Below are 19340 nucleotides of genomic sequence, written 5' to 3'. Positions count from 1 at the left end.
AATTTTTTTTGCGTGCTGCAAACCCCTACATTTGTTACCTCCATAAAACTGAAACCCATGAAGAAGAACATCGCCCATGTGCTGACGGGCAGGGCCAAGCAGATTACCCCGGAGGAAACGGTGATACAGCCGCTTCCACATAAAGATTTCAGATTCGCCAATCCGTTTATCGTGATACATCATATCGGGCCCGAAACCATTGCGGCGGGTTCCGAAATGCGCATTCATCCGCATCCGCACCGTGGTTTTTCGCCGGTTACGTTCATGATTTCCGGGGAAGGGTACCATATGGACAATGCCGGCCATTCCGGCACGATCCGCGATGGCGGCATCCAGTGGATGTTTGCGGGGAAAGGCCTCCTCCACAGCGAAGGCCCGACGAAAGAAATGCTCGCCCGCGGCGGTAACTGGGAAATGATCCAGATCTGGCTGAACGTGCCGAAAGCGAATAAGTGGGACGAGCCCTATTACCAGGCCGCCACGGCAGAACAGCTGCCTTTCGTGCTGGAGCAGGAAGGCGTGGCGCTACGGCTGGCCAGCGGTGAGGTGGACGGGAAACGCAGCCCCATGAAAAGCTTCACCCCTGTTACCGCGATCATCGGTACCATCGCCGCAGGTAAAACCGTGCAATTGACTGCCAGGCCCGGCGATCCGGCGCTGTTATATGTTTTCCGCGGAGAAGTGACCGCCAACGGAACGCCTGCCGCCATGCACCAATTGTATGTTTTCGATACGGCCGGAGACGAGATCGAAATAACGGCCGGATCCGACGTAGGCATCCTTTTCCTAACGGGCGAGCCGATCAACGAGCCCATCGCCGCGAAAGACAATTTTGTCATGAATACGGCCGAAGAAGTGGAACAGGCCCTGGAAGATTACCGGAACGGCGTTTTCGGCAAACTCGAATATTGATCCCTCACCAAACCCCACCTATGCAAAAAAATTTCATCCATCAGCTGGCAGACGAAGGGCTGCTGAGCGAAACGGAATGCCTCCGGCTGGAGGCGCAACAGGGCAGCCGGATCTTTTCCCTGCACTGGGAACTGAAGACCTTGCTGTACCTGGGCGTGCTGCTGCTGAGCGGCGGCCTGGGCACATTGATCTATAAAAACATCGACACCATCGGCCACCAGGCTATCCTGGCAGGCATCGGGCTGCTTTGCGCCGCGTGCTTCTGGTACGCGAACAAACATAGCGCCCCGTTCACCTGGGAGAAAACCGAATCGCCCAACGCCTGGTGGGATTATGTGGTGTTGCTGGGCTGTTTGCTGTTCATTTCGTTCATCACCTATCTGCAGGGGCAATACGAAGTTTTCGGGACGCGGCTGGGCAGTGCCACTTTCATCCCGATGGTGGTCCTGTTCTTTTGTGCTTACTACTTCGATCACCTGGGCGTGCTGAGCCTCGCCATCACGAACTTTGCGGCCTGGCTGGGGATCGCCATCACGCCCATGCATCTGCTTTCCAGCAATGCATTTGGCACGGAGCGAAGGCTCATCGATACGGCACTGCTCATCGGCCTGGTGCTCACCGCGGCGGGTTATGCCAGCAGCCACTTCAAAAAGAAAGCGCATTTTTCGTTTACGTACTACAATTTCGCCATCCATGTTTTTTGCATCGGCGCGTTATGCGGTATGTTCTTCGAAGACGGGATGCTGTTGCTGTACGTGCCGGCGCTGGTGGCGGCATTGGCTTTCTATTATTTCCTTGGCGTGAGGTTGCGGTCGTTCTACTTTCTGCTCATGACGGTGATTTACGCGTACATCGGCCTGGGGTACCTTGTCATATTTACGCTCGTACAGGCAATGGATTCGCTGGAAATGGGCGTGCTGTACCTTTCCATCCTGTACCTGATCGTTTCGTCCATCGCCATGGCGCGCATCCTCATCCACCTCAACCGAAAACTGAAATCACATGCTGATCTATAACACCGCCGAGCTCGACAATACCCTCATCCGCCAGGAGGCCGACGACGCGAAAGACGCGGGTGTGATCGCCCCGGAAACCGCAGAGCGGATCAAAGCGGCGCATCCATATACCCTGTACTCACCGAATATTTTCGTGCGCATCGGGCTGGGGCTCGCCACCGTATTGTGCGTGCTGCTCGCCACCGGTTTGTTTTTCCTCCTGATGATGGACGGCGCGATCCGTTCGATAGAAGCATTTTTCCTCGTGTGGGGCGTGCTGGCTTATGGTGCGCTGGAACTGTGGATGTCGGGCCACCGGCATTACCGGTCAGGTGTGGACGACGGGCTTACCTGGGTTTCGATAGTGTATATCGCCGGGGCGCTGGTCGCACTGATGGAAAACGACAGTCCGATCGTGCTTTTCACCTTATTGACGGCGCTCGCCGCCTGGTATACGGTCCGCACCTCCGACCCCGGTATTGCCCTGTGCGGGTGGGTTTGTGGCATCATGATCGTGGTGTATACCGCCATCTCCTATATACCCGGGGCCCGGTATTTGCTGCCTTTCCTTGTGATGGGCCTTTCCGCCGGGGCATATATGCTGTTCAGCCGGATGCAGCGGAATTTCCGATTCCGGCATTACGATCTTTGCCTGGATGTGTTGCGCCTGGCCACTTTGGCTACGCTGTACCTCGCCGGCAACTATTACGTGGTGCATAACGCCGGCATGGAATTGCTGGGAATGGAAGGTGAACCTCCGCTCCCATGGCTCTTCTGGACGCTATCGGTCGCCATTCCGCCCGTATATATCTGGATAGGGCTCCGGCGGAAAGACAGGATCCCCCTTGCCATGGGGCTCATTCTCATCGCTGTGGCCGTTTTCACGATAAGGGCGTATCACGCCGTTATGCCTATAGAAACGGCCATGGTGCTCGGCGGGGTCTTTTTGGTAGGGGTTTCATATTTCGTGCATCGTTACCTCAAAACCCCGAAACACGGGTTCACCACCGAAGCCATGCATACGCGCAGCTTCGGCGCGCAACAGCTGGAAGGGCTGATCATCGCCGAAACGATGCAGCACGCTCCCCAGGCCGGGGAATCTTTCCAATTCGGCGGAGGTTCCGGCGGCGGTGGCGGCGCCAGCAGCGAATTTTAGCACTTTAAAAAAACTGTGCATATGGATTTACAATTGAAAGGAAAAACCGCATTCATCAGCGGCAGCACCCAGGGAATCGGGTTCGCCGCCGCCAAGCTTCTTCTCCAGGAAGGCGCCACCGTCATCATCAACGGCAGAACGGAGGCGCGCGTTAAAGAGGCTGTGCAGAAACTGAAAGACCTTGTCCCCAATTGCCCTGTTTCCGGCATCGCCGCAGATTTCACCAAGCTGGACGACGTGGAGCAACTGATGGAAAAACTCCCTTCGATAGACATACTCGTCAACAACGCCGGCATCTTCGAGCCCAAAGCATTCGAAGACATCCCCGACGAAGACTGGTACCGCTTCTTCGAAGTGAACGTCATGAGCGGCGTGCGGCTGTCGCGCCACTTCTTCCCGAAAATGATCGCCAACAACTGGGGCCGCATCATATTCATTTCCAGCGAATCGTCCATCATGATCCCCAGTGAAATGATCCATTACGGCATGACGAAAACCGCCCAGCTCGCGGTGAGCCGTGGCCTGGCGGAACGCACCAAAAATACGGGCGTAACCGTCAACACGATCCTCCCCGGCCCTACGAAATCGGAAGGCGTGGTGGACTTCCTTGCCAAACTGGCGACGGAACAGGGCGTTTCACCGGAAGAAGCTGAAAAGAATTTCTTCCGCGACATGCGCCCCAGCTCGCTCCTGCAGCGGTTCGCCGACGTTTCGGAGATCGCCAATATGATCGCCTACATCGCCAGCCCGGTTTCGTCTGCCACCAATGGCGCGGCCATCCGTGTGGAAGGCGGGTTGGTACCGACGATATATTAACGCTGGCATGGATAAGGACTTTTTACTATTTTGTTGGTCCATAAACATTTCAGCGATTATGAAAAAACTATCCATGCTTCTTTTTGCCCTGGGCGCCGTGGCACTACTGTCTGCCGGGGTTGCGAAGAAGAAGAAAAAAGTCATCTTCTTCGGGGATTCCATCACGCAGGCCGGTGTTGGCCCGGAAGGGTACATCACACAGCTGGGCGCCATGTTGCAGCAATCGCATGCCGGCCAGTATGAGCTCATCGGCGCAGGGATCGGGGGAAACAAAGTCTACGACCTCTATCTCCGCATGGAAAAAGACGTGCTCGAAAAGAAACCGGACGTGGTCGTGATCTATGTGGGCATCAACGACGTTTGGCATAAAGCTTCCAGCCGCACAGGTACGGATTACGACAAGTTCGGCGGTTTCTATCGCGCGCTCATCAAAAAGATACAGGACAACGGCGCTAAAGTGATCGTATGCACACCTTCGGTAATCGGCGAAAAGAAAGATGGAGATAATGAACAGGACGCGGACCTCAACAAATACAGCGACCTGATCCGCTCCATCAGCAAGGAACAAAACCTGCCGCTGGTAGACCTCCGCAAGGCGTTCCTCGACTACGAAGCCGCCAATAATAAAGATAACAGCGAGAAAGGCCTGCTCACCTCCGACCGCGTGCACCTCAACAAGGAAGGCAACGCGTTCGTGGCGAACCAAATGGCGAAAGCGATTACGGGGCTTTGATCTGCCATACATTTCTAAAAAGCCGGGCTCGTTGGGCCCGGCTTTTTTGTTTCCGTAAATAGCTGATAATTACGACTGCTGTATTATTCTGCGGGCCTTCGAAGCACCGCCCCCTCCGCAACAGGCTCCCCGAAAACCGGCATCCCGTCTTCCGACCAGCTGAACTTCTGCATACGGGGAGATCGTTTGCCGCCGCAGCCCCAGCCCGGCTGGGAATTGGCGTGATAGAGGATCCAGTCTTCCTTACCGTTGGGGCTTTTGAAGAACGAATTATGCCCCGGCGACCAGACTTTATTCGCTACCGAAGTTTGGAAGATCGGTTCGGGATGCTTCGTCCAACGGGCGGAATCCAGGAGACTGCCTTTTCCTGAGAAACGGAGCAGCCCCAGGGCGTAATGGTCCGTCCAGCAGCCGCTGGCGGAATATACGATCATGAGTTTTTTGCCGTGCATGAGCGCCTGCGGACCCTCGTTCACCGTTACTTTCTGTCCGCTTTTCTCCCATTCGTGTTCCGGAACGGACAAGCGCACCCGTTTCGAAGAAATCGTCCAGGGATTCTTCATTTTTGCGATGTAAATATCCTGTTGCTTGTCGGCATCTCCCTCCCAGCCCGACCAGATCATGTAGAGTTCTTTTTTGTATTCGAAGATATCCCCGTCGATCGCCCATTTGTTGGTAGCGTCGGTGACCTGGCCCTTGAAGGTCCAACTGCCGGTCATGGGATCGGGCGACGGGTTTTCGAGGACGTACATGCGATGCTGCACATTCTTTCCGCCGGTGGCGGCGAAGTAAGCATACCATTTCCCGCGGAGGAACTGCACCTGGGGCGCCCAGATGTCTTTCGACCAGGCATTGTTCCCGGTAGGTTTGTAGATGGTGACGTGCTGGGCGGACTTGAGGTCTGCCAGGTTGCGGGTCTTCCACAATACGATCGAGTTGGCCGTGGTGTGGGTGTAATAATACCATCCATCCTTGAAATACGAATACGGATCGGCGCCGGAAGGCAGCAGTGGATTGGTGAACGTGGAATCCTGGGCCTGCGTGCCGGCAACGGTGGCGAGCAGCAGCAGGGAAATAAACATGGTTTTCATGTCCCCTAAAATAAAATATCCCAATCAATTCTTTTTCACTACTTTCGGGTACGTACACGTACACTATAACTCCATGAAAGGGAAACAACCAGATCAGCCCGGCGGCGTCAAGGAAATAGCGCGGCGGGCAAAGGTCTCGATCGCCACGGTAGACCGGGTCATCCATAACCGGACGGGCGTATCGGCCAAAACACGCGCCAGGATCGAGAAGATCATCCAGGAACTGAACTATCAGCCCAATATCATTGCGAGCCGGCTGGCATCGCGCAAAGTATTGAACCTCGCTATATTGCTCCCGGCGGTTTCTACGGAAACGGATTACTGGGAAATCCTCCTGGCGGGCGTTTCCCAGGCCGAAGACGAAATCCGGCAGATGGGGGTCCGCATCGAACGGTATTACTACGATTTCAACGACCGCACTTCCTTTCCCAAAGCCGCCAGGCAACTGCTGAAAGGGCCGCTGGACGGGGTTTTGCTGGCTCCGCTTTTTGTAGATGAAGCCACCGCTTTCTGCGCACAGCTGCAGGAAAAGAACGTTCCCTACGTATTCATCAACTCCGACATTCCCAGCCTGGGCAGTCTCTGCTACGTAGGCCCGGAGCTCTTCCGCAGCGGGTACCTCGCCGCGCACCTCATGGCTTATTGCCTCCAGCCCGGCGATAAAATCCTCATGGTGAATATGACGAAGGAAATCGAAGGATTGCATCCCCTGTTGCGGAAAGAAGAAGGGTTCAGGGCGTATTTCGGTGAAAAACCGGACAGGATCGTCAAAACCGACGTTCCCGAAAGCAACGGGAAAACCATCGAAAGGAAAGTAGCGGAGGCCCTCGCGGCGGACGCGTCCATCAAAGCCATTTTCGTCACCAGTTCCCGCGTGCATCTCATCGCACAATTCCTGGAATCTGCCGGGAAAAAGGACATTCTGGTGATGGGGTACGATTTCCTCCCCGAAAACGTTTCGTGGCTCCAGAAAGGCATGATCGATTTCCTCATTTGCCAGAAACCCCAGGAACAGGCCTATCGCGGCATCATGACGCTGTATCAGCACCTCGTGCTGGGCGCGCCCGTCGAAAAGGAACATTTCATGCCGATCGACATCATCACCCGCGAAAACCACATGTATTATAAGAACTAGAGCAGCGCCGCACTGTCTTTGTCGATGAAAAGCACCGCCCGCGGATGGTTTCGCAAGATCGTACTGGGATGTTGCGGGCTGACGGGCGATCGCAGCGTGTGCCTTACTGCTTCCGCCTTTGCAGCTCCGGGCACCATGCAGTAAATCCACGTACCCCGGAACAACGCCGGCACCGTAAGCGTCAGCGCATGCGTGGGCACTTCGCCGATAGATGCGAAACATCCGTCGTTCACCTGTTGTTGCCGGCAGGCATCGTCGAGATCCACCACCTTCACCAGTTTGGGATCGTTGAAATCCGCCACGTGCGGGTCGTTGAAAGCGATGTGCGTATTCTCCCCCACTCCCATGCAAACGATATCCGTTCCGCCGTTCAGCAACCCTGCGTACCGCTCGCATTCCGCCTGCGTGTCCTTCGTTTGTCCGTCGAGGTAATGCACCGTTCTGAACGGCACAAGGCCGAAAAGGCGCTCCCGGAGGAAGTTTCCGAAGCCCTGCGGCGCGTTGGCGGGCAGGCCGATGTATTCGTCCATATGGAACGCGTGGATGCGGTGCCAGGGAATGGACGGATCTGCGCGGAACGCTTCCAGGAATTCCAGTTGCGAAGGCGCAGCGGCGAAGATCATGCTGATGTGTGATCGGGATTGCAGGAGCGCATGAACGCGTCCGGCCACCGCAGCCGCCGCGGCAGCGCCCATCCGGCGCCTGTCCTCAAACTGGTGTACATTGATTCGTTCGTATGTATGCATATGTTGACAGGTTTTAATGCCGGACGGCGCTCTGTGGCTGCCGCAGCGGTGGTATCGTGGTCTGTTTTCTATACTTGTGATGGTAAGCGCAGTACCGACCGGGCGTTTGCCGCGCGATGCAGGATCTCTCCGCCGCGGATCACCGTATCGATGCGCACGTCTTCGTCGAACAGCACGATGTCTGCGTCTTTTCCCGTGGCGAGCGAGCCTTTCCTCCCGGAAACCTTCATGATGGCGGCGGGCGTGGCGGTCATCATGCGCACGGCGTCGGCCATCGGCACATCCGCCAGTTTTACCATGTTGCGCACGAGCCGGTCGGCCGTGGCCACGCTTCCCGCAAACTGCGTACGGTCGGGCAGTTTCGCCACTTCATCTTCTATGATCACTTTCAGTCCGTTTTCCCGGCTGCCGAGGATGCTTTCGCCCGGGGGCATGCCGGCGGCGCGCATGGCGTCGGTGATGAGGGCGGTCTTTTCCGGGCCTTTGAATTTGTAGACGAGCTTGAGCAGCGCGGGCGGCAGATGCACGCCGTCGGCGATGATTTCCACGGTCATATCGTCGAGCAGGAACGCGCTTTCGATGACGCCGGCGTAGCGGAAGGCGTTCCGCCGCGTAACGCCCGACATCGCCGAATAGAGGTGCGTGGCATGGGAATACCCGTGCTCCCAGGCCTCGAGCATTTCTTCGTAAATAGCATCGGTATGCGCTACGGCTGGCAATATCCCCCTCTGCCGGAGATAATCGCCGAAAACGAGGGCGCCCGGGAGCTCGGGGGCGGCGCTCCAGCGCACGACGGACGTCGTATCCGCCAGCACGGACGCGTATTCCGCGGGGTCCGGGTTACGGATGTAGCGCGGATCTTGCGCGCCGCGCTGATTCATGGCGAAGTATGGCCCTTCCAGGTGAACACCCAGGAATTCCGACCCTTTCCGGTTGAGCGGATGGGCGGCTTCATAGGTGGAAATGGTGCGCCGCAGGCTGTCGGTATCGCTGCTGAGCGATGTAGGCGTCATGGCCGTGGTGCCGTACCGGATATGCGTTTCGGCTACCTGCAGGAAAGATGCCGCGTCCCCGTCCATAAAATCCGCATCGCCGCCGCCATGTACATGTATATCGATGAAACCAGGCGAAATATACTGTCCTTTCGCATCGATCTCCACGGCGCCGGAAACGGGAATATCGTCTTCCGCCACCGCCAGGATGCGGTTGCCCTCCGTCAGCACCGTGCCGCCGTTGATGATGCGGTACGGCGTAATGATCCGGCCGTTAACGATTTTTATCTTCCTGGAATCCATATTCGGGAGTTGAAACAACGGGCCGGCGCAACAGCGACCAGCTGCGCACCAGGTGCCCGTAAAATGCATAATACATGAGGTAAGCGTAACAGGGCAACAGCACCCAGTAAGCGCTGCGCTCTCCTGCTATGTCCGCGAAAAAACCGTACACCAGCGGCAGCACCGCGTTGCCGCAAAGCCCCATGATGAGGACCGACGCGCCCAGCTTAGTAAAGCGGCCCAGCCCATCGAGCGCCAGCGGCCAGATGCCCGCCCAGACGAGCGAATTGGCCAGGCCCAGCAACACCACGAACCAAATGGACACATCCGTTTCATGTCCGAAAACGTTCACCATGCCGCGCATGTTCACGATGCAAACCGTGAGTACCGCGCCCAGTACCGTACAGAAACGGAGGGCATTCACCTGTTTTACGAATTTCGGGATGAGGAGGATGCCGATGAAATACCCCACGATCGTAGCGCCCAGCGTATACGACGGGAACGTTTTGGCTTCGAGGAGCGGGATGCCCATGGACCCGGCGTAGGAAATGATCGTATCGATCGCTATGACCTGCGTACCTACATGCAAAAAGATCGCGACGGCGCCCAGGATCAGATGCGGAAAATCGAAAATGCTTTTCTTCCCGCTGTTGACGGCCGCAGTTTCGGTGCTTTCGTTTTCCGTATCGATCTCCGGCAGCGGCGAATACCGCACCACGAGCCCCAGCAGGAACAATACGCTTCCCAGCACGGTGTAAGGAATAATGACCCGGCGGATGAACGCATCCAGCACGGCAGCCCTTTCGGCTGCGCCCATGCCCGGCAACGTTCGCTCCAGGTCGGTATCCGACACCCGCAGGATCACCGCGGCGAAGATCAGCGGCGCAATGATGCCTGCGAATTTATTGCAGATCCCCATTACGCTGATGCGTTGCGCGGCAGACTCCTTCGGCCCGAGGATGGTGATGTAGGGATTGGCAGCCGTTTGCAGCACGGCCAGCCCTATACCCAGGGTGAAAAGACCCAGCAGGAACAAGGGGTACGCCCGCATGAGGGCCGCCGGCACGAAGAGAAAAGCGCCCAGCGCCATCGCCCAGAAACCGATCATCATCCCCCGCTTGAACCCGATCGACCGCAACAGGTACGACGAAGGAACGGACATCACCAGGTAAGAAATATAAAACGCGAACGTTACGAGGTACGATTGCAGGCTCGTCAGTTCGCAGGCGATCCTGAAATAGGGAATGAGGATGGCATTCACCCACGACACGAAGCCGAAGATGAAAAACAGCATCCCGATAATAAGGATGGATATGCGCGTATCCCGCCGGCTCAGCGAGCCGGGGTCTACCTTGCCGGTATTTGTCCGCATCGGTCTGATTTACGGGTTTACACTGTTGGTTCCCAGCCCGGCTGGTACGTCCGTTTCCATAATTTCTGCGCGGCTGCGTTATTCTTGATCCGTCCGTTGGAAGGGTCGGTATGCAGCGTGCTTTGCGTGCGCAGCGCGATGTTGCCCAACTGGCAAAGCAATGTGCTCTGATGGCCGCTGAGGATGTCGCTGTTGAGCGGCGCCCCGCTGCGGATGGCGGAGAAAAAGTTCTGGAAATGCAGCGCATCCAGCGCTTCGGCGGGATTGGTAAGGTTGCGCGCGTCGATCTTCATATCGTTTTTCACGTCTTTCACCACTTTGCCGTCGAGGTCGTAAATGGTATAAGCATTGCCGTCGATCATGAGCGAGCCTTTATCGCCGTAAAACACGACGCCGACGGTGTTCCCTTCCAGGGGTTTCCCGTTACAGCTCCGGCCTTCCCAGGCCATGCTGCTGTTGTTGCCGAATTCGAGGTTGATGACCTGCGTGTCCGGCGTTTCCCAATCGTCTTCATAACGGTACCTGCCGCCGGCGGAAGACACGCGGATGGGATAATCCACGCCCATACCCCATCGCAGCAGGTCGATCATGTGGGTGCCGTTGTTGAGGGCTTCGCCTGTCCCCCAATTCCAGAACCAGTGCCAGTTATAGTGGATGAGGTTATCGCGGAAAGCCTTGCGGGGCGCGGGGCCTTGCCAGAGTTCGTAGTTCAGCCATTCGGGAACGGCGGTTTCCTTTCCGCGGCCGATCGACTGCCGGTTGTTGGTATACCATCCTTTCCCGAAATAAACGCGGCCGATCGCGCCGTCTTTCAGCTCCCGGATGCCTTTGATGACATTGGGCCAGGAACGGCGCTGGTTGCCCATCTGGATCACGGATTTGTATTTCTTCTGCGCGGCAACGAGCAGTTCGCCTTCGTGCGGATTGTGGCTGCAGGGTTTTTCGAGATATACGTGCTTACCGGCTTTGGCGGCGAGAATGGCGGCGGGCGCATGCCAATGGTCGGGCGCGGCGATGATGAGCGCGTCCATATCCTTTTGCTCCAGTGCTTTCCGGAAGTCCGGGATGTTGGCCGGCTGCTTTTTCTGGATATCGTTGACTTTGGCGATGCACTTTTCGCTGGCGCGGGTATCGACGTCCGAAACGGAAACCACTTCGCAATCGGGCTGTTTGGCATAATTCTGCGCGAGGGCCAGCCCTCGGGCGTTCACACCCATCATACCTACCCGGATGCGCTCGTTGGCACCGATGATGGAAGCGTAACTTTTGGCGCTGAAGCCGGGGAGGATGCCGCCGGCGGCCAAGATGGCCGTGCCTTGCGCGGTTTTCTTCAAAAACGATCTGCGTGTATTTTTCATAAGGTGGATTTTATGGGTGGATGTATGATCCCTGTTTGCGTTTCCTGGCGCGGTCGAACATGGCCGCCACGGTAACAGGTGCGCCTTTCCTGCGCTTGCTTTCGTCTGCCGCATCCATGAAGGCGAGGATTTCGAGGGTCGCTTCACGGGAAACGGGCGGCTTTCCCGTCCGGAAGAACTCCGCGATCCGCAACAGTAGCGGTTCGTAGCCTTTGTATGGTCCCAGCGGCACGATGCTGTTCTCGCCGAAGGCGTTGCCGCCGTAATCCTGCTTTCCGCCACGGATGCCCCGGTACGTACCGATCCTCCCTCCTTCCCAAACGCCTACCACTACGTCGGCGTCGGCGGTGGAAGTACGGGAAACCGTCTGGCAGCCGGTCCCCATCACGGTGCAGAGCATTTCCACGCCGTGGATGCCGTACCAGTAGAGGTCGGGATGCGTTTTTTCGAGCGCACAGGGACTGAAGGTTTCCGCACCGAACACTTTGCCGATGGAGCCGCCGGCCACGGCCTGCACATTATCTACGTACCGCAGTGACGAAGCGGAGAACACGGGTGCGTTATGCTTTTCGGAGAGGTTGAAGATTTCGATGCCCTCAGCCAGGGATGCGGCCAGGGGCTTGTCTATGAATACTTTTTTGCCGGCGCGGATGGCGGGAAGGGCTTGCCGGAGGTGGGGCCGCCCGTCGTTGGACTCTACCATCACCACGTCGGATTTGGCGAGGAGCGCGTCCATGTCGGAAACGATTTCCACGCCGAGTTTCTTCAATTCTTCCACGAAGCCCGGCATGCGTTTCTGGTTGTTCTCGATATCGGGGCTCGCTTCGGGGAGCGCTGCCATGATGCGGAAGCCCTCGAGGCCGGGCGTCACTATCTCTTTGTTGAAACTTTTCGCGAAGGCGACGGCGTGCGAAGTGTCGCAACCGATGATGCCGATGCGGACGGGATCGGCGGCGAGGGCCATGGCGCGGAGCGACGGGCTGGCGGCAAGGCCGGTGGCGATGCCTGCGGCGGTTATGGACTGGAGGAACTGTCGGCGGTCGTAGCGTTGATGCATGGTGGAACTTTATCTGCTGGTATTGTAATTACGCTGTATGTAGATCTGGTCTGCAAGGATTCCGGTAATCCGGGTACGTACCCGTAACCCATTCCTTAAAAACGGCTGTCATGCAACCGTTATCCGTAAAATACCCTGCAACATCGGGTACGCACCCGGAAGTTAGTAATTTAAATCGGATTATTGCAAGGAAAACGGGGAGGAAAAAAATATTTTGTCCCTTCCCATATATTAATGCCTCCCCCCTTCCGGAATATCGGGCAATGGTGAAATTTATTTGCAAAATCCGGAATTGACTTGTACTTTCGGGTACGTACCCGGTTTTCATCCACGTATTTCTGAAATCTGCTCCTGCAAAGTAAAGCAGGCGCCGTGTACGCACCCGTAAAAACACAACCAGGTCATCGCATAAAAAAACGTTTATGGAAGATTCGACAGCCACCGTCCGTTCCACCGCTCCCACGCCCGCCGCCAGTCGCGGTAAAGCCTGGTTGCAGGCCATTGGGCCAGGCCTTATCACGGCGGCGCTCGTGTTCGGCCCCAGCAAGATCACCGTTGCCTCCATGATGGGCGCCAAATATGGCTATGCCCTGCTCTGGCTGGTGGTGGTCGCTATTTTCTTTATGATCATTTTCGCCGTGATGGCAGCGCGGGTCGGCATCGCCACCAGTGAATCCGCCCTCACCACCATCGGAAAAAAATGGGGCAAGGGCGCGCGCATCGCCATCGGCGTGGGCGTTTTCCTCGTGTGCGCTTCGTTCCAGGCGGGCAACTCCATCGGCATCGGGATCGCCGTGGGCGAAGCTACGCATACGGCACCAGGCATCTGGGTGATCGTGTTCAACCTCGCCGCGATGGTCATGCTTTTCTTCCGCAGTTTCTACAAATCCCTGGAAAAGGTCATGATCGCGCTCATCGGGCTGATGCTCCTCGCCTTCTGCACCACATTCTTTTTCACCCAACCTTCCCTGCCGGATGTGGCCAAAGGTTTTGCGGTGCCTTCGCTGCCGGAGGGTTCCCTGCAGCTCACCATCGCCTTTATCGCCTCGTGCTTTTCCATCGTGGGCGCGCTGTACCAGGCCTACCTCGTCCAGGAGCGCAAACGGATCAATCCGCAGGCCCGGCAAACGGGCCGGGAAGCCATCCCGGGCATGGTGATCCTCGGCATCCTCGCCGCCATCGTGATGTCGTGCAGCGCGGCGGTTCTGCATAGCCGCAATATCAACGTCACAAAGGCGACGGACATGGCCATCGCCCTCGAGCCGATCTTCGGCAACTTCGCTTCGGCGCTGTTCCTTTCCGGCCTTTTCGGTGCCTCCTTCTCGGCGATGATCGGCAACGCCGCACTGGGCGGCACTTTGCTGGGCGATGCGCTCGGGTTCGGCGGCTCCCTGCAATCGGGTAAAGTAAGGATACTCATCGGCGTCATCATGGCGCTCGGGGCCACGGTCGCCCTATCCTTCGGGAAACTGCCGCTGGAACTGATCGTGCTGGCGCAGGCGGTCACCATTTTCATCGTTCCCTTCATCGGCGTGGCGTTGTACCTCGTCGCCAACGACGAAAAGATCATGGGCCCCATGAAAAACCCGCCGTACGTAAAATTCTTCGGCGCGCTGGGCCTCATTTTCATGTTCATCCTCGCCGCCAGCAACGTCAAAACATTATTCTTTTCATAATCAATTCGCAAACTATACGACATGGACGCAATATTTTCCACCGTTGAAGAGCTGCTGAAGCCTTCCGAAGCACTGGTAGCAGACATCGCGCGCCTCGAAGGCGACATCCTCATTCTCGGCGTTGGCGGCAAGATCGGCCCCAGCCTCGCCAAACTGGCCAAACAGGCCGTAGACGCATCCGGCGTTCCCCGCCGCGTGATCGGCGTGAGCCGGCTTTCCGAGCCCGGCCTCCGCGAAGAACTGGAAGCCGCCGGCGTGGAAGCCATCGCCGCCGACCTGCTGAACGAAGCCGATCTCGCCGCGCTGCCCGACGTTAAAAACGTGCTCTACCTCGCCGGCACCAAATTCGGCACCACCGGCAAGGAAGCCTTCACCTGGGCCATGAACGCCTATCTCCCCGGCCGCGTGGCGGAAAAATACCGCAACTCCCGGATCGTGGTGTATTCCACCGGCAACGTATATCCCCTCGTACCCGTGTACTCCGGCGGCGCAGACGAAAGCACGCCCGTCGGCCCGGTCGGCGAATACGCGCAATCCTGTCTCGGCCGCGAGCGCATCTTCGAGCATTTTTCGCAGCAATACGGCACTGAACTGCTGATCTACCGCCTCAACTACGCCAACGATCTCCGGTACGGCGTGCTCCTGGAAATCTGCAAATCCGTCGTGAACGAATCGCCCATCGATCTGCGCATGGGCCATGTCAACGTAATCTGGCAGGGCGATGCGAACGAATATGCGCTCCGCTCCTTCCTGCATACTTCCGCTCCCGCGAAATACCTCAACATCACGGGCCCTGAAACGGCTTCCGTTCGCTGGATCGCAGAGGAATTCGGCAAGCTGGCCGGCAAAACGCCGCAGTTCGTGAACGCGGAACAGGATACGGCTCTGCTCAACAACGCCGCCGAAAGCTTCCGCCTGTTCGGCTACCCGAAAGTGACCCTGCGCGACATGATCCGCATGACGCTCGAATGGTACCAGAGCGGCGGCGCCACCATCAAAAAACCCACCCATTTCCAGACCCGGACGGGCAAATTCTAAAAAACACAACTACGATTCGCATACATATGGACGCATCCATCAAATCACTGCTTTACAGCGGCACGGTCATTCCTGCCCATCCGCTGGCACTCACGGAAGACCGGCAGCTCGACGAAGCCCGCCAGCGCCGGCTTACCCGCTACTACATCGCCTCCGGCGCAGGTGGCGTGGCCGTAGGCGTGCACACCACCCAATTCGAGATCCGCTGGCCACAGTATAACCTCTACGAACGCGTGCTCCGGCTCGCCGCCGAAGAGATCGATAAAGCACAGCTCAGCCGTCCGTTCATCCGCGTGGCCGGGATCGCCGGGCCTACCGCACAAGCCTTGAAGGAAGCCGGTATCGCCAGGGACCTTGGGTATCATATCGGGCTCGTAAGCCTGGGGGGACTGAACGACTATTCCGAATCCCGGCTCGTTGAACATGTGGCGGCCGTGGCGGAGGTGATACCCGTTTTCGGATTTTATCTCCAACCTTCTGTAGGAGGTCGTATATTGAGTTACGATTGCTGGCGCCGGATGGCCGACATTCCCAACCTGCTCGCCATCAAAACGGCTCCGTTCAACCGCTACCAGACGCTCGACGTGTTCCGCGCCGTCTGCCATTCCGAACGTTGCGACGAAATCGCGATGTATACGGGGAACGACGATAACATCGTGGCCGACCTGCTGACTACCTACCGCATTCCCGTGAACGGGAAGATCGTGGAAAAACGTTTCGCCGGCGGATTGCTGGGCCACTGGTCGGTTTGGACCAGCAAAGTGGTGGAGCTGTTCAACCAGATCCGGTCGAACCCCACAGATATGGGCCTTTTGAGCACCAATATCGCGGTGACGGACATGAACGCGGCGCTGTTCGACCCCTCCCATTCCTTCAAAGGCTCCATAGCCGGGCTGCATGAAGTGTTACGGAAACAGGGGTTGATGGAAGGGACCTGGTGCCTGAGCGATCATGAAGTGCTGTCGCCCGGCCAGGCAGAAGAAATCGAAAGGGTGATGCGCGAATACCCGGAACATACCGACGATGAATTCGTGCGCGCGTTCCTCGAAAAGGACAAAATTTAATGCATATATGCTGAAGGAAAAGATCCGGGACATCGCCCGCAGTTTGCAGGACAAGGCCGTTGCCACGCGCCGGCACCTGCATGCCAACCCGGAACTATCGTTCATGGAAGAGAAAACCGCCGCATTCGTGGCCGCAAAGCTCGATGCGCTGGGCATCCCGTACGAAAAGATGGCGGGTACGGGGCTCGTGGCGATAATCGAGGGGACGAAAGGCCCGTCAGACGCGGTGATTGCGCTGCGCGCCGACATCGATGCGCTGCCGATCACAGAGTTGAACGATGTGCCTTACAAATCGCAGTCCCCCGGAGTCATGCACGCCTGCGGGCACGATGTCCATACCACTTCGCTCCTGGGCGTTGCGGAAATCCTGCTGCAATTGCGGCACGAATTTTCCGGCCGGGTGAAGTTCATCTTCCAGCCCGGCGAGGAATGCATTCCCGGCGGGGCGAGCCTGATGATCCAGGAAGGCGTGTTGCAGAACCCCGCGCCTGCGCGCATTCTGGGGCAGCACGTTATGCCCGAACTGCCGGTGGGCAAGATCGGGATGCGGGCGGGGCGATATATGGCCAGTGCCGATGAGATCTATATCGAAGTGTACGGAAAGGGCGGCCATGGCGCTATGCCCCACACCACCGTAGACCCCGTGATCATCGCCAGCCACATGATCATCGCGTTCCAACAGATCGTGAGCCGCAACGCCAATCCTACCATGCCGTCGGTTTTATCGATCGGTAAAGTGATCGCTGACGGCGCGCACAACGTCATACCCGATAAAGTAATTATCGACGGTACCTTCCGCACGCTGGACGAAACCTGGCGCTTCGATGCGCACGACCGGATCCGTAAGCTGGCGCATGCCATCGCGGAAGGAATGGGCGGAAGCTGCGATGTGAATATTCGTGTAGGCTACCCCGTTTTGATCAACCATGAAGCATTGACGGCCGAAGTGCGTGCGCTTACGGAAGAATACATGGGCGCAGACAATGTGGTGGACCTTCCCATCTGGATGGCCGCGGAAGATTTTGCGTCTTATTCCCAGGTGGCCGACGCCTGCTTTTACCGGTTGGGCGTGGGCAACGAGGAACGCGGCATTACGTCCGGGCTGCACACCGCAACTTTCGATGCCGACGAGCGATCGCTGGAGATCGGCGCCGGGCTGATGGCCTGGCTGGCACTGCGATCGCTGGGCGCTTCGTAAAACCGTCAATATGCCAAAGTTTATATCCGGCCGCGTCTCAAGATGCGGCCGGAGTTGTTTTCGATCCAGCCAACTAACGCGGTCATGCAGAACGGAATCCGTTCCGGGAACAACTCAAACTTGTTTGTATAAATGAGGGGAAGAAAAAGTTGGGCGATAACCCTACAAACCCTGGAACAATTCACTGAGTGAAATACCAAGTTGTTTGACGATGGCACTGAGGGTGCTGATAGACACATTTACCTGCCCGGTATCTATCCGGTTGATTTGTGCATGGCCAATGCCGGCGCGATCCGCGAACTCGCGGTTGCTCATGCCCGTTTCTTCGCGCAGCCGTTTAAAGCGCGCGCCGAGGGCTTTCAGCAATTTATCGTCCCGGATTTCATCCATCCGGCCAAATTGAAGAAAAGCAGAAAATATATTGACCTCGTATGTGAGGCTGCGTGCATTTTTTCACTTATCTTGCTATAAATATCCAGCGCATCAGGCGCTTGCGGCAATTGAATGCTGCGCCATTTTTTGGGCGTTTCCCTTTGACCTAAATCTTGCTCATGGAAAATAACCCGGCCACGCAATTGAAAAATATCCTCGAAGCATTTATCGACAGTCTAGCTGAAGATGGCATCACACATGCATCTATCAGTGTTAGCGGCCCTGTGCATCTTTTTCAACCCGATCTTTCCCGCCAGGTGATCCCCGCCGGCGATAAAATGTATGTGGTGCAACATTACCGGCCCCACGCCAAAATCCCAGCAGACATCATGCTCCGGCACGACGATGGTAAATAATCCCATCGTCCCGCAAAGCTATCCCCGCTCCTCCTGAAATCCGCTGGGCATCCGCCCATCACCAGTGAGTACGGGCATAAAAAAGGCCCCCTGGCACAGGGAGCCCATTTTTCATATCGTATTTCCACCACGACAAACCCGCAGTGGCGTTATCTGTCAACGCGATACGGCTGCGCCGGGAAGCGCCGTTTTTCTCATCACTTCCAGCATCAATCCCCCGAAATCCACCGGCACCGGCGAAATCCGCCCGGTGTTGAAACTGAGTCCCACCGTACCGGGCGGCGGTACCATTCCTCCCAGCCCGAATCCTGATACGGAAAAATATTCCACCGCCTGTTCTTCTTTCGGCCGTATCGTAATATGCGCTCCGCCCGCGCCACCTTTCGATAGTTTCAATTCATTGCCGGCCGGCGTTTCATACCGCAGCCACGCATTGGCGGGAATATCCGTATCCTCCCCGTTCACTTTCACGGGCATGGGTTTGCCTTTATTCCCAAAAAGATAAACGACGTTCTTTTCCATCCGCGCATCGTTCCGGGCGATCGCGGCTTCGTCGGCAAAGTAGAGATCGAGCACCAGCACCGGCTGCGTTGAGTCCGAGTCCTGGAAAGACCGGAATATGAACGCATTCGCACCGGTTTTACGGCTTTTCACCAGGCAACCGAGCCAGAGCTCGTAAAGGTTTTTCCCGCCGTTCATGGCGGTGCCCCGTGCCTGCAGTGTGGCTACGTAAGTGAGGCCCAGCGTGTCATCCGCCACTGACCAGTAATGAAATGCATTGGATTTACCGTTTTTCCGGAACGTCTCCGATTTGCGGAGGAACTCCATTTTTTGTGCATAGGATTGCGCGCAGAGCAGGAACATGCAGCTAACGAGGTACAGGCGTTTCATCTGAAAAAGGGGATTTGCTGTAAAATAAGGAAAACCCGCG

At 57.0% G+C, this 19340-nt stretch carries 19 protein-coding genes; 11 read left to right on the top strand and 8 right to left on the bottom strand.

Annotated features, from left to right (window positions below; translation table 11 throughout):
- Positions 1 to 57 precede the first annotated feature (57 nt).
- The 5 genes from ACQKLP_RS13225 to ACQKLP_RS13205 are packed head-to-tail and all read left to right on the top strand — an operon-like array spanning position 58 to position 4612.
- On the top strand, positions 58 to 912 hold the full coding sequence (locus ACQKLP_RS13225) for a pirin family protein (protein WP_427323222.1): 855 nt from the start codon (positions 58 to 60) through the stop codon (positions 910 to 912).
- A 20-nt stretch (positions 913 to 932) separates the two neighbouring features.
- Positions 933 to 1928 (top strand): DUF2157 domain-containing protein, encoded by a 996-nt coding sequence (locus tag ACQKLP_RS13220; RefSeq protein ID WP_427323221.1) that lies wholly within the window; start codon positions 933 to 935, stop codon positions 1926 to 1928.
- Positions 1915 to 3063: a hypothetical protein gene (locus tag ACQKLP_RS13215; RefSeq protein WP_427323220.1), complete on the top strand. Its 1149-nt coding sequence runs from the start codon at positions 1915 to 1917 to the stop codon at positions 3061 to 3063. The genes ACQKLP_RS13220 and ACQKLP_RS13215 overlap by 14 nt, the downstream gene beginning before the upstream one ends.
- Before the next feature lie 21 nt (positions 3064 to 3084).
- Positions 3085 to 3879, top strand: a complete 795-nt coding sequence (locus tag ACQKLP_RS13210) for an SDR family NAD(P)-dependent oxidoreductase (RefSeq protein WP_427323219.1) — start codon at positions 3085 to 3087, stop codon at positions 3877 to 3879.
- A 58-nt stretch (positions 3880 to 3937) separates the two neighbouring features.
- Complete coding sequence (locus ACQKLP_RS13205) at positions 3938 to 4612, top strand: SGNH/GDSL hydrolase family protein (protein ID WP_427323218.1); 675 nt, start codon at positions 3938 to 3940, stop codon at positions 4610 to 4612.
- Positions 4613 to 4695: 83 nt separating this feature from the next.
- Here the strand turns inward: ACQKLP_RS13205 and ACQKLP_RS13200 are convergent, their stop codons facing one another.
- On the bottom strand, positions 4696 to 5703 hold the full coding sequence (locus tag ACQKLP_RS13200) for a glycoside hydrolase family 43 protein (protein ID WP_427323217.1): 1008 nt from the start codon (positions 5701 to 5703) through the stop codon (positions 4696 to 4698).
- Here ACQKLP_RS13200 and ACQKLP_RS13195 point away from each other — a divergent pair.
- Positions 5702 to 6838: a substrate-binding domain-containing protein gene (locus ACQKLP_RS13195; RefSeq protein WP_427323216.1), complete on the top strand. Its 1137-nt coding sequence runs from the start codon at positions 5702 to 5704 to the stop codon at positions 6836 to 6838. The two genes, ACQKLP_RS13200 and ACQKLP_RS13195, sit on opposite strands and share 2 nt — an antisense overlap.
- On the opposite strand, the gene ACQKLP_RS13190 is transcribed toward ACQKLP_RS13195, so the two are convergent.
- The 5 genes from ACQKLP_RS13190 to ACQKLP_RS13170 form a co-directional block, all read right to left on the bottom strand.
- Positions 6835 to 7584, bottom strand: a complete 750-nt coding sequence (locus ACQKLP_RS13190; RefSeq protein WP_427323215.1) for a 6-phosphogluconolactonase — start codon at positions 7582 to 7584, stop codon at positions 6835 to 6837. The two genes, ACQKLP_RS13195 and ACQKLP_RS13190, sit on opposite strands and share 4 nt — an antisense overlap.
- 68 nt (positions 7585 to 7652) lie before the next feature.
- A complete protein-coding gene (gene nagA / locus ACQKLP_RS13185) occupies positions 7653 to 8879 on the bottom strand; it encodes an N-acetylglucosamine-6-phosphate deacetylase (RefSeq protein WP_427323214.1) in 1227 nt (408 codons plus the stop codon).
- The gene (locus tag ACQKLP_RS13180) at positions 8851 to 10230 is read right to left on the bottom strand and encodes a sugar MFS transporter (protein WP_427323213.1); all 1380 of its coding nucleotides are present in this window, start codon (positions 10228 to 10230) and stop codon (positions 8851 to 8853) included. Before ACQKLP_RS13180 ends, nagA begins: the two co-directional genes overlap by 29 nt.
- A gap of 17 nt (positions 10231 to 10247) precedes the next feature.
- A complete protein-coding gene (locus ACQKLP_RS13175) occupies positions 10248 to 11588 on the bottom strand; it encodes a Gfo/Idh/MocA family protein (RefSeq protein WP_427323212.1) in 1341 nt (446 codons plus the stop codon).
- A gap of 10 nt (positions 11589 to 11598) precedes the next feature.
- The gene (locus tag ACQKLP_RS13170; protein WP_427323211.1) at positions 11599 to 12645 is read right to left on the bottom strand and encodes a Gfo/Idh/MocA family protein; all 1047 of its coding nucleotides are present in this window, start codon (positions 12643 to 12645) and stop codon (positions 11599 to 11601) included.
- A 422-nt stretch (positions 12646 to 13067) separates the two neighbouring features.
- Here ACQKLP_RS13170 and ACQKLP_RS13165 point away from each other — a divergent pair, with 422 nt between their 5' ends.
- The 4 genes from ACQKLP_RS13165 to ACQKLP_RS13150 are packed head-to-tail and all read left to right on the top strand — an operon-like array spanning position 13068 to position 17621.
- Positions 13068 to 14321 carry an Nramp family divalent metal transporter gene (locus ACQKLP_RS13165; protein ID WP_427323210.1) on the top strand — a complete coding sequence of 418 codons (1254 nt, stop codon included), beginning with the start codon at positions 13068 to 13070 and terminating at the stop codon, positions 14319 to 14321.
- Positions 14322 to 14342: 21 nt separating this feature from the next.
- A complete protein-coding gene (locus tag ACQKLP_RS13160) occupies positions 14343 to 15359 on the top strand; it encodes an NAD-dependent epimerase/dehydratase family protein (RefSeq protein ID WP_427323209.1) in 1017 nt (338 codons plus the stop codon).
- 26 nt (positions 15360 to 15385) lie between these two features.
- Positions 15386 to 16423, top strand: a complete 1038-nt coding sequence (locus ACQKLP_RS13155; protein ID WP_427323208.1) for a dihydrodipicolinate synthase family protein — start codon at positions 15386 to 15388, stop codon at positions 16421 to 16423.
- A 7-nt stretch (positions 16424 to 16430) separates the two neighbouring features.
- Positions 16431 to 17621: a M20 metallopeptidase family protein gene (locus ACQKLP_RS13150; protein WP_427323207.1), complete on the top strand. Its 1191-nt coding sequence runs from the start codon at positions 16431 to 16433 to the stop codon at positions 17619 to 17621.
- 162 nt (positions 17622 to 17783) lie between these two features.
- On the opposite strand, the gene ACQKLP_RS13145 is transcribed toward ACQKLP_RS13150, so the two are convergent.
- On the bottom strand, positions 17784 to 18011 hold the full coding sequence (locus tag ACQKLP_RS13145) for a helix-turn-helix domain-containing protein (RefSeq protein WP_341839463.1): 228 nt from the start codon (positions 18009 to 18011) through the stop codon (positions 17784 to 17786).
- A 161-nt stretch (positions 18012 to 18172) separates the two neighbouring features.
- Between ACQKLP_RS13145 and ACQKLP_RS13140 the strand changes: the two genes are divergently transcribed.
- Entirely contained in the window at positions 18173 to 18409 is a 237-nt protein-coding gene (locus ACQKLP_RS13140; protein WP_427323206.1) for a hypothetical protein, read from the top strand.
- A gap of 156 nt (positions 18410 to 18565) precedes the next feature.
- Here ACQKLP_RS13140 and ACQKLP_RS13135 read toward each other — a convergent pair whose 3' ends face one another.
- A complete protein-coding gene (locus ACQKLP_RS13135) occupies positions 18566 to 19300 on the bottom strand; it encodes a hypothetical protein (protein WP_427323205.1) in 735 nt (244 codons plus the stop codon).
- Between the last annotated feature and the right edge of the window lie 40 nt (positions 19301 to 19340).

Source organism: Chitinophaga sp. NPDC101104, from assembly GCF_050277495.1.
Classification (GTDB): Bacteria; Bacteroidota; Bacteroidia; order Chitinophagales; family Chitinophagaceae; genus Chitinophaga.
The sequence above is the reverse complement of the archived record's forward strand: the minus strand, read 5'-3'. Positions and strand labels throughout refer to the sequence as shown.

Coding starts and splice junctions, on each gene's coding strand:
- ACQKLP_RS13180 (WP_427323213.1), bottom strand. CDS start 10,230: ATGCGGACAAATACCGGCAAGGTAGACCCCGGCTCGCTGAGCCGGCGG.
- nagA (WP_427323214.1), bottom strand. CDS start 8,879: ATGGATTCCAGGAAGATAAAAATCGTTAACGGCCGGATCATTACGCCG.
- ACQKLP_RS13215 (WP_427323220.1), top strand. CDS start 1,915: ATGCTGATCTATAACACCGCCGAGCTCGACAATACCCTCATCCGCCAG.
- ACQKLP_RS13175 (WP_427323212.1), bottom strand. CDS start 11,588: ATGAAAAATACACGCAGATCGTTTTTGAAGAAAACCGCGCAAGGCACG.
- ACQKLP_RS13150 (WP_427323207.1), top strand. CDS start 16,431: ATGCTGAAGGAAAAGATCCGGGACATCGCCCGCAGTTTGCAGGACAAG.
- ACQKLP_RS13220 (WP_427323221.1), top strand. CDS start 933: ATGCAAAAAAATTTCATCCATCAGCTGGCAGACGAAGGGCTGCTGAGC.
- ACQKLP_RS13200 (WP_427323217.1), bottom strand. CDS start 5,703: ATGAAAACCATGTTTATTTCCCTGCTGCTGCTCGCCACCGTTGCCGGC.
- ACQKLP_RS13165 (WP_427323210.1), top strand. CDS start 13,068: ATGGAAGATTCGACAGCCACCGTCCGTTCCACCGCTCCCACGCCCGCC.
- ACQKLP_RS13155 (WP_427323208.1), top strand. CDS start 15,386: ATGGACGCATCCATCAAATCACTGCTTTACAGCGGCACGGTCATTCCT.
- ACQKLP_RS13135 (WP_427323205.1), bottom strand. CDS start 19,300: ATGAAACGCCTGTACCTCGTTAGCTGCATGTTCCTGCTCTGCGCGCAA.
- ACQKLP_RS13145 (WP_341839463.1), bottom strand. CDS start 18,011: ATGGATGAAATCCGGGACGATAAATTGCTGAAAGCCCTCGGCGCGCGC.
- ACQKLP_RS13170 (WP_427323211.1), bottom strand. CDS start 12,645: ATGCATCAACGCTACGACCGCCGACAGTTCCTCCAGTCCATAACCGCC.
- ACQKLP_RS13205 (WP_427323218.1), top strand. CDS start 3,938: ATGAAAAAACTATCCATGCTTCTTTTTGCCCTGGGCGCCGTGGCACTA.
- ACQKLP_RS13195 (WP_427323216.1), top strand. CDS start 5,702: ATGTCCCCTAAAATAAAATATCCCAATCAATTCTTTTTCACTACTTTC.
- ACQKLP_RS13225 (WP_427323222.1), top strand. CDS start 58: ATGAAGAAGAACATCGCCCATGTGCTGACGGGCAGGGCCAAGCAGATT.
- ACQKLP_RS13210 (WP_427323219.1), top strand. CDS start 3,085: ATGGATTTACAATTGAAAGGAAAAACCGCATTCATCAGCGGCAGCACC.
- ACQKLP_RS13140 (WP_427323206.1), top strand. CDS start 18,173: ATGGAAAATAACCCGGCCACGCAATTGAAAAATATCCTCGAAGCATTT.
- ACQKLP_RS13160 (WP_427323209.1), top strand. CDS start 14,343: ATGGACGCAATATTTTCCACCGTTGAAGAGCTGCTGAAGCCTTCCGAA.
- ACQKLP_RS13190 (WP_427323215.1), bottom strand. CDS start 7,584: ATGCATACATACGAACGAATCAATGTACACCAGTTTGAGGACAGGCGC.